Below are 14,139 nucleotides of genomic sequence, written 5' to 3'. Positions count from 1 at the left end.
GCGCTGGTTTTCATATCTGGTACTCGGGGCCAAAGCTCAAAGAGGTCGCTCCGACTCAGCGGTGACATGGAATACGGTCTCGATATCGGACCGGAGGGCCTCAGGGTGGCTTCCGGCAAGGGGGAGGGGACGGTCGACTCGGTTCCGCCGTTCGTCGTTGCTGACGACGAGGGGGCACTCGAAGAGCAACTCGACACGTCGGGAGGAACGGTGCTCATCGAAGAGGGGGAGGCGACGTACGCGGTGGGGTCGGCTGCGATATCGGCCACGACGAGCGGTGAGGGCGCGCCGAAATCGTTGTTCTCGAACGGCGTTCTCACCGTCGACGCGTACGCCGAGTCGGCTCTCGCCGCGCTCGTCGACGAACTAATCGACGCCGACGGGAACGAGGTCGAGCGACTGTGCTATACCACGCCAGGACGGCTCGTCGACGTTTCCGAACCGACCGAGGCTCACCGAGCGGCCGTCGACGCGGCGTTCACCGAGCGCGACATCGATGCGACGCCGATCAGCCGCGGGTTCGCCGTCGTCTACGATCAACTTCGCGATGAAAACCACACCGGACTCGGTCTCTGTCTGGGCACGCAGACGACGAGCGTCACGCTCGCGTACTACGGCGTCCCCGCGCTGGCGTTCTCACTCGCCAAGGGGAGCGACTGGGTCGTCGATCGAGCAGCGACAGCATGCGGGGTCGAACCGTCTCACGTCGCGACCGTCCTCGAGGGGTTTCGACTCGAGCCAGACGCGGCGACGGGCGACGTCGAGAGTGCACTCGCACAGGCCTACGACGCCCTGATCGGCGAAATTGTCGACGAGATCGAGGCGGAAGCGACCGAGAGCGACGTCCAACAGGGGCTGGGAATCTCGATGGCCCTCGCAGGTGAAGGAGCTGTCGAGGGACTCGAGTACCTCCTCGGCGGGCGCTTCGACGCAGCGCCGTTGCCGTTTTCAGTTCGGGACGTGCGACTCGCCGACGAGCCGAGTGAGAGTGCGACCAGAGGGGCTCTCGCAGCCGCCAGAGACGACGTCGACTCCTACGAGGATATCGTCTGGCCGGGGGCGGATGCCGACGACGCTGGCGACGCAGCGACCACGACTCAACCGACAACGCTCTCCGGTGACGACGGACAGACGACGCTCTCGTTCGACGAATCAACCGGGAGCGGCGGACGCTCGGAGCACGAGCGAGCGAACGACGCGATCGACCAACTCTTCGACCGACTCGCCAACCGCGACGAGGAGATTCAGACGCTCGAAGCCGACCTCGAGACTGCACTCGAGGAGCTCTCGGCGCTCGAGGAACGGGCCGCAACGGCCGAATCCGTCGGCGAACTCGGCGACGAACTGGAGACGGTTAGGGCGGACGTTCGCGACCTCGAGGCCAGAAGCGAGACGTTCGCCAGTGCCGACTCGCTCGCGGAGTTTACAGCCGAGACGAACGACGAACTCGCGTCGGTGTCGGACACCCTCGAGACGCTCGAGGCCGACTTCGAGGCGGAACACGACTCGCTTTCAGCAACGATCGAGGCCCTCGAGGGCACACTCACGGACATCGAATCGGCACTCGAAACAGACATCGAGGCCCTCGAGACGGCCCTCGAAACCGAACGCGACTCGCTCGAACGAGTCGACGAGACCGTCCAGACACTCGAGACACGGACAGCGACTCTCGGTGATCGCCTCGACGAGCAAGACGAGGAACTCGCCGAGGTTTCGGCGCAACTCGACAACAGTCTCGAGCAGGCGACTGCCGAACGTGAACGACTCGAAGATGACCTGGACGCGTTGACCGAAGCGCTCGAGACGACTCGAGACGCACTCGCGGACGAACTGGATTCGGTCGACGATCGAGTCGAAACCCTCGACGACGACCTCGAGACGACCGCGACGATGACCGAGCGTCTCGACGAGAACCAGCGTGCGACGGACGACCGTGTCGAGGCCGTCGAAAACAGCGTCTCTGCACTCGAGACCGACATCGAGTCCGTCTCGGCGGACGTACAGACTGCCAGCGACGAGGTCGACGGGATCGAAGCAGATGTCGACACGGCCGTAGCGGACATCGAAACGGTCGCGGCGAACGTCGACACGGTCGAATCGACCGTCGAAACGCTCGAGACCGACGTGCAAGCAGTCACGTCTGAGATCGAGGAAGTCGACAGTACAATCGACGAGCGCGTGGGCGGTGTAGAGAACCGTCTCGAGTCGCTTCGAGAGGCGATCGACGAACTCGAGGCAGGGTCGGTCGAGGCCGAGCGTGTCGAAGCGGACCTCACGGCCCGACTGGACGAACTCGAGGCCGAGTTCGAGAACGCGCTCGCGGACCTCGAGACGGCACTCGACGACCGATCGGACGAGTTCGATGCTCGTTTCGATTCGCTCGAGACGGACTCGAACGAGATCGAAACCGGACTCGAGACGGTCTCCGAAACGACTGCAACGCTCGAAAGCGAGGTCGAGGAATTGGACGCAGTCGTTCGCACGCTCGAGGAAACGACCGCTTCGACGGACTCTACGGTATCCAACGAAACCGTCGAGGCGCTCGAGGCGGAACTCGAGTCGCTCGGAACTGAACTCTCGTCACTCCAAGACGCGGATGCCGGAACTGATCACGGCGCTCGCATCGACGGCGTCGAAAACACGGTGGTCGACGTCGCGGACCGAGTCGACCGACTCGAAAGCCGGTTTGGCAAACTCGAAGAGCAGACGAGTAGCCACGACGAGCGTCTCGAGGAGACAACGGCAACGGTCGACGATCAGGGTCGTCGCCTCGCCGACCAAGACTCTCGGATCGAGGCAGTGATGGCCAACCTCGAGAGCCTGGAGGATGCAGACGCTGAACGCGAAGCGAACACGGGTCAGACTGCTGCGAACGACCGCGATGCGGCCTTCGAGGAGCTTCGAGATGCACTCGAGGAACTGCGCGACCAACAGGAGGCCCAGCGACAGCCCTCGAGCGAGGCGAGGTCGGATGGCGCCTCGGGTCTCGTCGCTTCGACCGCTGCTGGTGCCGGTGGGGCCGGTCTCGTCGCCGGTGGCGCACTCGCGGCTATCGGCGAGCCGACAGTCGGTGGTGTTGCCCTCGCGCTCGGAATCGTGCTTCTCCTCGCAATCGCCCTCCTCGGACGATAGCACAAGTTTGGGAGAGAATCACCGCTCAGGCCGCCACTTGACTGGCGTGTTCGAGTTCCGATTAGCTCCCGACAACCTCGACGTTACGCATCTCGCCGCCACAGCGTCGACAGGTGCTCACGAGTGAGTCCGTGGCCCACTCTCGGCGGCCACACAAGAGGCACTCGTACTCGAGTGAATCGGCGAGTGACATACTTCGTGCTAAGTCGTGTTCCGTGTTAACTCTTTCCACTGGGTGTTCGAACGTCCGCTCGAATGTCGGGGAGGTGATGAGTAACGAGGTTGTGACATTATTCGAGAACCCAAAGAAACACGCTCAACACGGTTGCAGCAATGATCGACGCGGCGAGTACCCCGAATGCGGGCTGAAAGCCGACGACCTCTGAAAGGGTGCCGACGATGGCTGGCGAGACGGCACCGGCGGCCATCAACAGTGTTCGGACGACACCGAGTCCGCCACCGGCGACGTCGTCCGGAATGACGGCCATCAAGTATGCCCCTCTAACGGGTCGAAAGCCGTGCGAGCCGATGCCGACAGCGACGAGCGTGGCACCGAGGACGACGGGGCCGGCAGAGTCGGTCAGGGAGATGAACGCGATCAGTGCGATCGAAGCGAGTCCGAGCAAGAAGACGATGATCGGAAGCTTCCCGAGACGGTCGCTGAGGTCGCCGGTCACGAGTTGGACCAGACTCGCCAGGAAGAGCACGCTGTAGAGCAATCCCGCGGCCGCCTCGCTCAGTCCGGCTTCCTGCGTGAGATACAGCGGTGCGAACGCGACGAAGCCGTTGTACGTAAACGAGAACAAGACCGTTAGAAGGGCGAAGACGGCAAACCGCCAGTCGCGAAAGAGTGACGCGTACTGTGAGATGTTGCCGGCGGAAATCGCGCTCGTCGCGGTGTCGCCGTGAGTTTCACCGGGAACGCGCTTGGGAACTCGAACGCGAAAGGCGACCGCGAGAGCGAGCGCTGTCAGCCCAGCGACGAAGAAGATCATTCGCCAACTGTCGCCGAGTGCGAACGAAACACCTGCAACGGCGACGACCGCTGCCGGAGCGACCACGCCACCGAACGCACCGAACGTATCGAGGATCCCGAGGGCTCAACCTGTCCGAGCGGGATAGGCTCGAGAGAGGAGCCGAACGGCGACGGTCTTGTGCGCGCCGGTTCCAGCACCCATGATGAGCATCGCGACGACGAGGACGAGAAACGGCGAGTCGACGACGAGGATGAGCGCGGCGACACCAGCGACGAGCGCGCCAGTGGTGACGACGATTACCGACCCGAATCGGTCTGCGAGGACGCCGGAGGGAAACTGCATCGCGGCGTAGACGAGCATGAATCCGGTGTAGGAAGCACCGAGTACGGCGTTCGAGACGCCATAGCTCATTTGAAACGAGTCGAACAGCGGCGGAAAGGCATATCGGAGGAACTTGCCGAGAAACCAGATCGTTGCCGCGAGCAGGAGGACGTCGTAGTGAGTGATGCGTTGAGCCGTCTCTCGAACCGACATTTCGTTACATCGAAGGGTCACCATCGGACGGATGAATACCCACCGATTCGCCGGTCGAATTCAGTAAATGTCGACCCGTTGATTGTAATGGGAATGGAAATGCGGTATCGCTCGGCCCGCTCGAAAACGGTCGCGCTCAATCGAGAAGTAGTGGCTGCCAGTGTGGCAAATTGGTCTAGTGGTATTATACACCATACTAATTATAATAGATCTTAACGGGGAACACGTATATGATAGATGATGATACTCACCGGAACCGATGGCAGTCAACACGACAGCAGACTGGACGAATCCAATACACTGTCCGTTCTGTGGCACCGAACTCGAGTCACCCGGCGCAGGGTTCGTCGATCACATCGAAGAGAGCGACGACTGCAAGCAGTCGTTCGAACACTGGCGCGAGAATATCACCGGCGATCTCGCCGGCGAGTGGGCGGGCTAGTTACTCGAAATCGGGCAGGTCTTCCGGCGGTTCGTACTCTGCTTCCCAGTCGATGTACTCCTCTTTGAGGACGACGGAGACAATTTGGCCGAACTCCGTCAGTTCGGCGTTGATCGCGGAGACGGTCCCCCACGTGTCTAGTTCCGGGTGATACGCTCGTTCTTGCCAATCTTCCGGAATCCCCGGGGCGTGATAGCCGACCCTGTCTGCGAAATCGTCCCAGAAGAAGTCGAAGCCGGCGAAGAGATCGAGATCTCGAGCGATGGCGTACGTCCGTTCGTCCAGATCGGTGTCCTCGACCCACTCCTCGAAGGCTTCCTCCCAGGCGCCGCTCTCGAGGAACGCCTCGAGTTCCTCGCGTCGGTAGTCGATGTCCTCTGCGCCGTCGGCACTAATCGTCGCGTCCTCGTACTCGTTAGGATCGACGACGTTCAACTCCGGCGGCTCCGGTGGTTCGACCTCGAGTGTCATACCGTGGCGTAGGGTCGGTGCGTGGAAAAGAATTCCCACCTCGAGTCACAGCGAAACGTGCCCTCGAGTCGAGAGCGATGCGTACAATTATTTCGAGCGACGCCAACTAATGCGTATGGGCGCTGACAGTGGTGGGCGGAGTTACAGTCTCACGGAGATCTTCGCCATCAAGTTCGTCCTCGCGGATATTTTGATCATCGCCGTCTTGTTGTTAGCCGGACCGCTGTACGCGCTGGCGATCACACTCTTGTTCGTCGTCAGCACCTTTCTGATCTGGCACCTCGTCAAACGCGACGAGTCTGCGTCGGCGACCGAACCGTCGAGCGTCGACGGGCCAGTATCCGAACGCGATCCCGTTAGCAAACTTCAGGAGCGATACGCGGCCGGCGAACTCTCCGACGAGGAGTTCGAGACCAAACTCGAGCGCCTGATCGACGCCAACGAGCGGGCCGAAAACGCCGGGATCGACACCGAGGAACTCGAGTTCGAAAAAGCGAGCTAGGCAGTCGCTCGCGTTCCATCCAAACACTCAACTCCGTACTCGGCCTTTACTCGAGGGATGACCGACTACGAGGCGGCGATTCTCGACGTCGACGGAACGATCGTTCGCGGCGACGAGTTGCTCCCGAACGTCGCCGACGGACTCTCCGCGCTCGAGGGCGCCGACGTGTCTCGACTCCTCTTTTCGAACAATCCAACGCGCGCCAGCGGTCACTACGGCGAGATGCTCGCGCCCTATGGGATCGACGTCGATCCGGAGTACGTCCTCACCTCAGCGACCGTATCAGCCGCGTATCTCGAGGAGACGCACCCCGAGGAGACCGTCTATCTGGTCGGAAGCGACCGACTCGAGGGGATTCTCGAAGCCACCGCGATCGAGTTGACGGACGACCCCGACGCGGCCGACGTCGTCGTCGGGTCGTTCGACACGGACTTCTCGTTCGGCACGCTCTGGGAGTCGCTCCGGGCGCTCGAGGACGAGACGACGTCGTTCTACGGCACGGATCCGGATACGACGATTCCGATCGAAGACGGCGAGATTCCGGGGTCGGGAGCCCTCCTCGCGGCGATGGAGGCCGTTGCAGGCCGCGAACCAGACGCAATCCTCGGCAAACCGTCTCCGATCGCGGCCGACGCAGCACTCGAGCGCCTCGAGTCGGCCCCCGAACGAACGCTCGTGGTCGGCGATCGCCTCGACACCGACATCGAACTGGGCAACCGGGCCGGGATGACGACGGTGCTCGTCGAAACCGGTGTGAGCGACGACGGCGACCTCGAGTCAGCGACGACTGAACCGGATTACGTTCTCGAGTCACTCGCCGAGATCGACGCCGTGCTATAGTGGCGTCGAGTGGCGACATTCCCGTGACAACTCAATCACAATTTGCGATATCAACACTCATTTTTATCAGTGAGACTCACGAATGTCAACGTATGAAAGATCGCCTAACACAGATCGCGCGTCGAGCCCGCTACGCTGCACTCGGAGCCGCTGTCGGCGCTGCACTCGGGTCAGTCATCAGTCGAAACGCCGCGAGCACCGGTGGCGCGTTCGGTGCAATGGTCGGTGTAACGGTTTCGGATACCCGAGATTCGGCGAGTGCGTTCCTCGAGGAAGCTCGCGAGTCGGAGCTCGGATCGGTGAGCGAAACGAAGACTAACGAAGAGTCCTGACATCGGTTTTCACCGTCGGGAATCGATCGTAACCACTGGCCGTCAGTGAGCACCGAATTGAAATCCGGGTTGGCGATCAGTGTGTTCTCCGTTTCACTTCGACCTCGACTTTGCCCACACGTAGCCGACGACGCCGATTTCGATCGGGGGTCGCCTCGCGATCGATCCGCGCCGGGAGACGATCCAATTCGAGTGACACACGGAGACCATCGGAGACGCCGTTTCCGTCAATCGCTCAGGAATCGCCGTTCTCGCCCTCGAGAGCGAGCGTTCTACGCTGTTCACCCTCCTCGCTGGATACCGTCAACGCCGGAACGGACGTCGGCTCGTTGTCCTCGTCGATGGCGACGTAGACGAAGTAGGATTCGGTCGTCTGCTCTCGCTCTCGCGTCCGGAGGTCCTCCCGTTCGGTTACCAGTCGAACCTTCACGCTCGAGATCCCGGCGTCGTAGACGTAGGCCGTGATAAACGCCGTATCGCCGACGGCGATCGGTCGCTCGAAGTTCATCCGGTTGACGCGGGCGGTGACACAGTTTTCGCCGGAAAATCGCATCGCAGACATCGCACCCACCTCGTCCATCCACTTCATCACGTTCCCACCGTGGGCCGTCTCGAGCATGTTCGCGTGGTTAGGTTGAACCATTTCGCGATTCTCCACGAGCGTCTCCATGAGATCGGTCATCGCTCGTCCTTGTGCGGGAACGTGAATTACTCTTCTCGTCGACGCCCGCCGGCAACTCGGCTCGAAACGGAGTATTCCGGCCTGGAACCGGCTGAGTGATATCGGGGGCATTCGGCGGTCGAACTGGCCACGATTCGGCGACTGCAAATAGATCACTGTTGTACACGGAACTGGCCGGAGACGTGACGGAAAGAACTTCTCGGCTCCCCCCTCGAGAAAATCGGTCGTGGGTGGAGGGACCGTCGCCGAGTCGTCGCCGTCCCCTCGTATATACATACAGCAGCAAACGAACCGAATTTATTATTTCTTCTGAGTTCGATACTGGTAAAAGTCCTCACCGAGTTGACCCGCTAATGAGCGATGTAGGCGACGCCGACGTGCCGGACCCCCCGGAGCCATCGGCAGATGAAGAGGGCTCCGTCCACGTTCTCGGGACGGCACACGTTTCACAGGCGAGCGTCGACGAAGTCCACGAAACGGTCGATCGCGAAGAACCAGACGTCGTCGCCGTCGAACTCGACGAGAGTCGCTACCGCCAGATGCAAGGCGGCACGCCCGACGACATCGAGGCGAAGGATCTTCTCTCGGGCAACACGGTCTTTCAATTTCTGGCATACTGGATGCTCTCGTACGTCCAATCTCGACTCGGTGAACGCTTCGATATCGAACCCGGGTCGGACATGCGGGCGGCAATCGAGGCCGCCGAACGTAACGAAAGCGGCGTCGCACTCGTCGACCGGGACATTCAGATCACTATCCAGCGCTTCTGGCGACGGTTGTCCATCGTCGAGAAGCTAAAGATGATCGGCGGGTTGGCTCTCGGGGTCACCGACCCCCGGACCATCGGACTTGCATTCGGTGCAGCCGTCGGCCTCTTCGTCGGCTTCGTCTTCGCCGCGTTTCTCGCACCGCTGTTCGGGCTGGGAGACATGCTGTTGCTCGGTATCACCGACGCCGGCACGCTCCAGTACGCTGGTGCCCTGATCGGCGGCGGCGTCGGTGGCGCACTCCTTGGAATGCTCTTCTTGCCCTCGCTCGGCTCGAGCAACTCGAGCGGTGCCATCGACGGCTTCACAATCCGGCTCCTCGCCGGCGTCGTCCTCGGGGTCGGCGGTTGTCTCGCACTCGTCGCGACCGAGACCTTCGTCGGTCCGTTCTCTGCCGGCGCCTTCGAGAGCACCGGGACCTACGCGATTCGCGGTACGGTCGGCGTCGTCGCGGGAGTCGGAATCGGTGTCGCGGCCGGAGCACTCCTCGGCATCATTCTCGACGTGCTCAGCGGCGACGTCGAAGACATCGAGGAAGTCGACATCGAGGAGATGACCGACGGCGACGTCGTCAGAGCGATGATGGAAGAGTTCCGTCAGTTCAGCCCCCGCGGCGCGAACGCCCTGATCGACGAACGCGACGCCTACATCGCGAATCACCTGCACAAACTCAAGGCGCAGGGCTACGACGTCGTCGCCGTCGTCGGTGCCGGACACAAAGCCGGTATCGAACGACACCTCGAGAACCCCTCCGAGATTCCGACGCTCGAGTCGATCTCCGGGACCGCGTCTGGCCGTCGGTTCTCACCGCTGAAGATTCTGGGCTACCTGGTCATGCTCGGCTTCATCGGGTTCTTCTTCCTGCTCATCATGGCCGGCGTCCAGGACACGTTCCTGTTGCAACTCTTCGGCGCGTGGTTCCTGTTCAACGGCTTCTTCGCGTTCACGCTCGCCAGACTCGCGGGTGCCCGGTGGTCGAGTGCCGGCGTCGGTGGCTCCGTCGCCTGGCTCACCAGCATCAACCCGCTTTTGGCACCCGGTTGGTTCGCCGGCTACGTCGAACTCAAACACCGGCCGGTCAACGTCGGCGACATCCAGCGGCTCAACAACATCATCGGCGACACCGAACGGCCACTCGAGGACGCTCTCTCGGAGATGTTCGACGTGCCCCTGTTCCGACTCATCATGATCGTTGCGTTGACCAACATCGGGAGCATGATCGCGACGTTGCTGTTCCCCGTCGCCGTCTTGCCGTGGCTGGCACCCGAAATCGGCGGCGTCGACGCGCTGATGGGCGAACTACTCAACGGCGCAGAGAACACACTCGAGTTGCTTCGGGGTCTGTTGACGTGAGCTGAGGCGATACGTCCATGGATACGAACACCCCCACTCGAACTCGTCGCGAACCGGAGTTGACGTTCTCCAGTAAGGAGTTGTTCGACCTCGCACTCGCCTGGGTCACGCTCTCGGTCGCATTTGCACTATTTATTGAGCCAGTTCATAGTGGAGAAGTAGACATTCAACATTTTGTCCTAATGGTTGGATTGAGTTTTATTACAGTTGGTGTTGCATTCTTGTTACACGAACTCGCACACAAAATTGTCGCAATAGAACATGGTCAAATAGCAGAATTCCGCGCGGATTATCAAATGCTATTTCTAGCAATTATGATTGCCTTGCTCGGTTTCCTCTTTGCTGCACCCGGAGCGGTTTATCACCGTGGACAGATTACGAAACGCGAAAATGCGATGGTAGCACTCGCAGGCCCGGTCACTAATCACTTGCTTGCGTTAATGTTCCTCCCACTCTTAATCTTCCCAGATCCGCTTCGGACGATTGGTGCAATGGGTGTAACAATCAATCTCTTTCTCGCCGCTTTCAACATGATCCCATTCGGCCCACTCGATGGAAAGTCGGTCTGGAATTGGAATAAAGGAGTCTGCTTACTCGTCTTTATTCCGAGTTTGACATTGGCACTGCTTGCTCTCGTCGAGATAGGTTTGTTCGGTTAAAATGTTTCCTGAGGGGATTAGACGCCTCCAAACCACCCACAACTACATTCTGAATAAGCTACCAAACGGTTTGATCATCACTGGACCGGTGGTCTTTTGCTCACCCCGAGAGGTCGTTCAGACATGACCGATCCAGCGGACGACGGGAGCGAGGAGGACCGGCTCACCTACGCCGAGACGGGTGTCGACATCGACGCCAGCGAGGACGCGACGGCGGCCTTGCTCGAGGCGTTCGGCAGCGATCTGATGACCGAGTACGCGGGCCTACTCGACATCGGGGACCGATACCTCGCGCTGGCGACCGACGGCGTCGGCACGAAACTCCTCGTCGCCGAAGCGATTGCGGACTTCTCGACGATCGGAATCGACTGCATCGCGATGAACGTCAACGACCTCGTGGCCGCGGGCGTCGAACCCGTTGCCTTCGTCGACTACCTCGCGATCGACGAACCCGACGACGACCTGACGAACGAGATCGGCGAGGGACTCGCAGTGGGGCTCGAGGAGTCGGGCATGACCCTGCTCGGCGGAGAGACGGCCGTCATGCCCGAAGTCGTCTCCGGGTTCGACCTCGCGGGGACCTGCGTCGGCCTCGCCGCGAAAGACGACGTGCTCGAGGGCGAGGCCGAGGTCGGCGACGTCCTCGTCGGCTTCGCCTCAGATGGCATCCACTCGAACGGACTGACGCTCGCTCGCGAGGCCGTCACTCGGGAGCACGAGTACACCGATCCGTTTCCCCACGCCGAGGACGGTCGTTCGATCGGCGAGGAACTTCTCCGCCCGACGCGGATCTACACGGACCTGCTCGAGGCGATGCACGCTCACGACGTTCGCGCAGCGGCCCACATCACGGGTGGTGGCTGGACCAACCTGCTTCGGATGGGCGAGCGAAAGTACGTCGTCGACGATCCGTTCCCGGCCCAGCCGATCTTCGAGTTCGTCCAGCAGGAGGGCAACGTTACCGACGAGGAGATGCACCGCACGTTCAACATGGGAACCGGTTTCGTCGTCGCCGTCCCCGAAGACCGGGCGACGGATCTGGTCGACGCGACCGACGGACGGATCATCGGCCGCGTCGAATCGGGTTCAGAAGTCGAGATTCGCGGCCTCTCGCTCGAGTAGTGACTCGAGGTCGGACCCAGTGGCCAGCACAGCGTATTTGAACGGACTCTCGGACGAAATTCGAACGTGAATCCTTCGACGGCCGACACAGCGAGTTACGCTGTCGAACCCGTCTCGCCCGTCGCCTCTCGAATCGTCTCGTACTCTTCGTGACTGTAGGCGATGAGCCGAACGTCCTCGAGCGTCTCCGGGGAGTACGAATCGATCGTATCACCGATGATCTTCGCACCATCCGCGAGGTCGAACCCGGCGACGCCACAGCCGAGTGCGGGCAACACGAGCGACTCACAGCCCAGGTCGTCCGCGGTTTCCAGCGTCTTTCGGGTCGCATCACGGATGCTCGCCTCCGTCGCTTGCCCGTCGGCGTAGTGGGGCATCGCCACGGCGTGAATCACGAACTCGGCCTCGAGGTCGTAGGCGTCGGTCACTGCAACCCCACCGAGGTCTACCGGCCCCTTCGCAGTGGCTTCTCGATCGAGTTCGTCGCCCGCTTCGGCGCGAAGCGCACCGGCGACACCCGACCCCATCTCGAGGCTGGTACCAGCGGCGTTGACGAGCGCGTCGGCTGACTGTGCGGCGATATCACCCTGGACGATCTCGTACTCCATACGCGTGCGTACGTCCTGGGGGACTGTGAATGGACAGCACGTTGAAGCAGCTGAAACAGTCACAATGGGTGATACGCGCTCGAGTGAGCGGCTCGACCAAAACGTTTTTAGATTTAGGCCCACCTAACTTCTCCTGATGGACGTACCCGCCCGAAGGGAGACAGCCGATTCCGACGCCCACGAGGTGCCGGCGGCGATCGTGAGCGCGCACAAGACGCGCCCCGGCAAACTCGTGTTGACCGAACGCGGAAACACCGACGGTTGGATCGCGACCAACCTCGCCGTCACGCTCGAGCGATAGCGCTATTGCCATAGCACTGTCGGCCCTCCACGACCAGAGATGGTGTGGCCGCTCGAGCCGTGAATCTATCTGTGCCGAAACGGACAAGAATCAGAGGGATTTTGCGCTGCTAACGTGGATTGTCTCACTGTGAATCCGACTCGAGAGTCACTCCTGAAGGGCGTCCTCGCCGCGCTCGCGTTTTTTCTGTTCACCGGCGTCGTCACCGGAGTCGTACAGACGCCGCTCTTCGAGCGGATGGTCCCTCGGACACCCCTCGATTACGCGTTTCTCGTTCTCACGTCCCTCCTCGTCGGTGCGTACGTAACTCAGCGAACGATGCAGCCTGATTGTGGTAGCGATCGCTGTGCGTACGGCGGTGCACTTGGGGGCTTCCTCGCCGTCGCCTGTCCTCACTGCAACGCGATTCTCGTCGCCCTCTTCAGTTCGTCGTGGTTGGCGACGTACGTCGATCCGATCCGGCCGCTCTTTGGGCTGCTCGCGGTCGGAGCGCTCGGCGGAATTATCTACTATCGTCGCTGAGTCGCGCCGAGTCGCTCTCACGTTCCAGCCTATTGCTCGAGCCCTGTATCACCACTCGAGGAACGTACTCGACGGTCGAAAATCGTTAGATCGAAGAAACTACGAACGATCGCTCGAAAAATACCCGCTCGACAGCGCCGTCGTTGTCTGTTACTTCGTCGCTTCTTCCAGAACGAGGGTGTCGTCCTCGAGGTAGTGTTCGAAGTGGTGGCCGTCGTCTTCGAGCGTCACGAGGATCTCACGCAGAATCTCGGCGGTGGCGTAGTCGCCGAGGTTCTCCGCGAGTTCGATGCTGTCGCGCATCGACTCGATGATGTCGCCGTACATCTCGAGGTCGTTCTGGAACATCGTTCGGACGTCGTAGACGTCCTCGCCCTCGAACTCGACGGTCGCTCGCTGTTCTTGGTTCGTCGGGCCGGAGACCGGGACGCCACCGAGGGCCTGTGTGCGCTCGGCGATGACGTCAGCGCCCTCCTCGACGTGTTCGTAGGCCTCCTCGAGGAACTCGTGGAGCGGGAGGAACTCAGCACCCTCGACGACCCAGTGGTGCTTTTTGAGTTGGTGGTACAACACGTAGGCGTTCGCAAGCTCCGTGTTGAGCGCCTCGACGATCTGCTCGGCCTTCTCTTGCTCGAGACGGAGTTCGTTCTCCTCGACGGCGTCTGCACGTTGGCGGACGGTCTTTTGGGTGCTCATCGTATCTATACGATACGCTCGCATCCCACTTAAAGCCTTCCCATGACGAAATAATTTTTTGGTGGGCAAAAACTTTCGTTGGCTTATGAGGCCAACTTTCTTGTATTACCCGTGTTGTGTGCCACCGGTCGGACTGGTCGTCGGTCCACCAATGTTATTTTTTCGAGTATGAGTAAACATTTTCTGTGTGGCCGACGTA

General features: G+C 61.1%; 15 protein-coding genes and 1 pseudogene. 10 read left to right on the top strand and 6 right to left on the bottom strand.

From position 1 onward, the window contains the following. Positions 1-66: 66 nt before the first annotated feature. Complete coding sequence (locus tag BLW62_RS01020) at positions 67-3,132, top strand: disk-shape morphogenesis protein volactin (RefSeq protein WP_090503857.1); 3,066 nt, start codon at positions 67-69, stop codon at positions 3,130-3,132. 61 nt (positions 3,133-3,193) lie between these two features. Here the strand turns inward: BLW62_RS01020 and BLW62_RS18230 are convergent, their stop codons facing one another. Beyond that, entirely contained in the window at positions 3,194-3,325 is a 132-nt protein-coding gene (locus BLW62_RS18230; protein ID WP_139305358.1) for a rubrerythrin-like domain-containing protein, read from the bottom strand. Between the two features lie 97 nt (positions 3,326-3,422). Then, positions 3,423-4,643, bottom strand: a pseudogene (locus BLW62_RS01015) (MFS transporter). A 259-nt stretch (positions 4,644-4,902) separates the two neighbouring features. Here BLW62_RS01015 and BLW62_RS01010 point away from each other — a divergent pair. Then, positions 4,903-5,085, top strand: a complete 183-nt coding sequence (locus tag BLW62_RS01010; RefSeq protein ID WP_090503852.1) for a DUF7501 family protein — start codon at positions 4,903-4,905, stop codon at positions 5,083-5,085. Here the strand turns inward: BLW62_RS01010 and BLW62_RS01005 are convergent, their stop codons facing one another. Next, the gene (locus BLW62_RS01005; RefSeq protein WP_090503849.1) at positions 5,086-5,556 is read right to left on the bottom strand and encodes a DUF7992 family protein; all 471 of its coding nucleotides are present in this window, start codon (positions 5,554-5,556) and stop codon (positions 5,086-5,088) included. Between the two features lie 115 nt (positions 5,557-5,671). Between BLW62_RS01005 and BLW62_RS01000 the strand changes: the two genes are divergently transcribed. The 3 genes from BLW62_RS01000 (at position 5,672) to BLW62_RS00990 (ending at position 7,230) form a co-directional block, all read left to right on the top strand. Then, positions 5,672-6,058: an SHOCT domain-containing protein gene (locus BLW62_RS01000; RefSeq protein WP_090503845.1), complete on the top strand. Its 387-nt coding sequence runs from the start codon at positions 5,672-5,674 to the stop codon at positions 6,056-6,058. A 57-nt stretch (positions 6,059-6,115) separates the two neighbouring features. Continuing rightward, entirely contained in the window at positions 6,116-6,898 is a 783-nt protein-coding gene (locus BLW62_RS00995; protein WP_090503842.1) for an HAD-IIA family hydrolase, read from the top strand. Between the two features lie 92 nt (positions 6,899-6,990). Next, entirely contained in the window at positions 6,991-7,230 is a 240-nt protein-coding gene (locus BLW62_RS00990) for a hypothetical protein (RefSeq protein WP_090503832.1), read from the top strand. 235 nt (positions 7,231-7,465) lie between these two features. Here BLW62_RS00990 and BLW62_RS00985 read toward each other — a convergent pair whose 3' ends face one another. Then, the gene (locus BLW62_RS00985) at positions 7,466-7,912 is read right to left on the bottom strand and encodes an acyl-CoA thioesterase (protein WP_090503827.1); all 447 of its coding nucleotides are present in this window, start codon (positions 7,910-7,912) and stop codon (positions 7,466-7,468) included. Between the two features lie 353 nt (positions 7,913-8,265). Between BLW62_RS00985 and BLW62_RS00980 the strand changes: the two genes are divergently transcribed. The 3 genes from BLW62_RS00980 (at position 8,266) to purM (ending at position 11,813) form a co-directional block, all read left to right on the top strand. Next, the gene (locus BLW62_RS00980) at positions 8,266-10,032 is read left to right on the top strand and encodes a TraB/GumN family protein (protein ID WP_090503823.1); all 1,767 of its coding nucleotides are present in this window, start codon (positions 8,266-8,268) and stop codon (positions 10,030-10,032) included. Between the two features lie 17 nt (positions 10,033-10,049). Continuing rightward, a complete protein-coding gene (locus tag BLW62_RS00975; RefSeq protein ID WP_090503821.1) occupies positions 10,050-10,691 on the top strand; it encodes a zinc metalloprotease in 642 nt (213 codons plus the stop codon). 123 nt (positions 10,692-10,814) lie between these two features. Beyond that, positions 10,815-11,813: a phosphoribosylformylglycinamidine cyclo-ligase gene (purM, locus tag BLW62_RS00970; protein ID WP_090503817.1), complete on the top strand. Its 999-nt coding sequence runs from the start codon at positions 10,815-10,817 to the stop codon at positions 11,811-11,813. A 95-nt stretch (positions 11,814-11,908) separates the two neighbouring features. On the opposite strand, the gene BLW62_RS00965 is transcribed toward purM, so the two are convergent. Continuing rightward, the gene (locus BLW62_RS00965; protein ID WP_090503813.1) at positions 11,909-12,421 is read right to left on the bottom strand and encodes a macro domain-containing protein; all 513 of its coding nucleotides are present in this window, start codon (positions 12,419-12,421) and stop codon (positions 11,909-11,911) included. A 136-nt stretch (positions 12,422-12,557) separates the two neighbouring features. Between BLW62_RS00965 and BLW62_RS18445 the strand changes: the two genes are divergently transcribed. Beyond that, the gene (locus BLW62_RS18445) at positions 12,558-12,722 is read left to right on the top strand and encodes a hypothetical protein (RefSeq protein WP_175459651.1); all 165 of its coding nucleotides are present in this window, start codon (positions 12,558-12,560) and stop codon (positions 12,720-12,722) included. Positions 12,723-12,851: 129 nt separating this feature from the next. After that, positions 12,852-13,244, top strand: a complete 393-nt coding sequence (locus BLW62_RS00960; protein WP_090503809.1) for a hypothetical protein — start codon at positions 12,852-12,854, stop codon at positions 13,242-13,244. A 150-nt stretch (positions 13,245-13,394) separates the two neighbouring features. On the opposite strand, the gene dpsA is transcribed toward BLW62_RS00960, so the two are convergent. Beyond that, positions 13,395-13,940 (bottom strand): DNA starvation/stationary phase protection protein DpsA, encoded by a 546-nt coding sequence (dpsA, locus tag BLW62_RS00955; RefSeq protein ID WP_090503804.1) that lies wholly within the window; start codon positions 13,938-13,940, stop codon positions 13,395-13,397. Between the last annotated feature and the right edge of the window lie 199 nt (positions 13,941-14,139).

It is taken from the genome of Natronorubrum sediminis (assembly GCF_900108095.1).
Classification (GTDB): domain Archaea; phylum Halobacteriota; class Halobacteria; order Halobacteriales; family Natrialbaceae; genus Natronorubrum; species Natronorubrum sediminis.
Note: the sequence above shows the minus strand (reverse complement) of the source record. Positions and strands in the feature narration are given on the sequence as shown.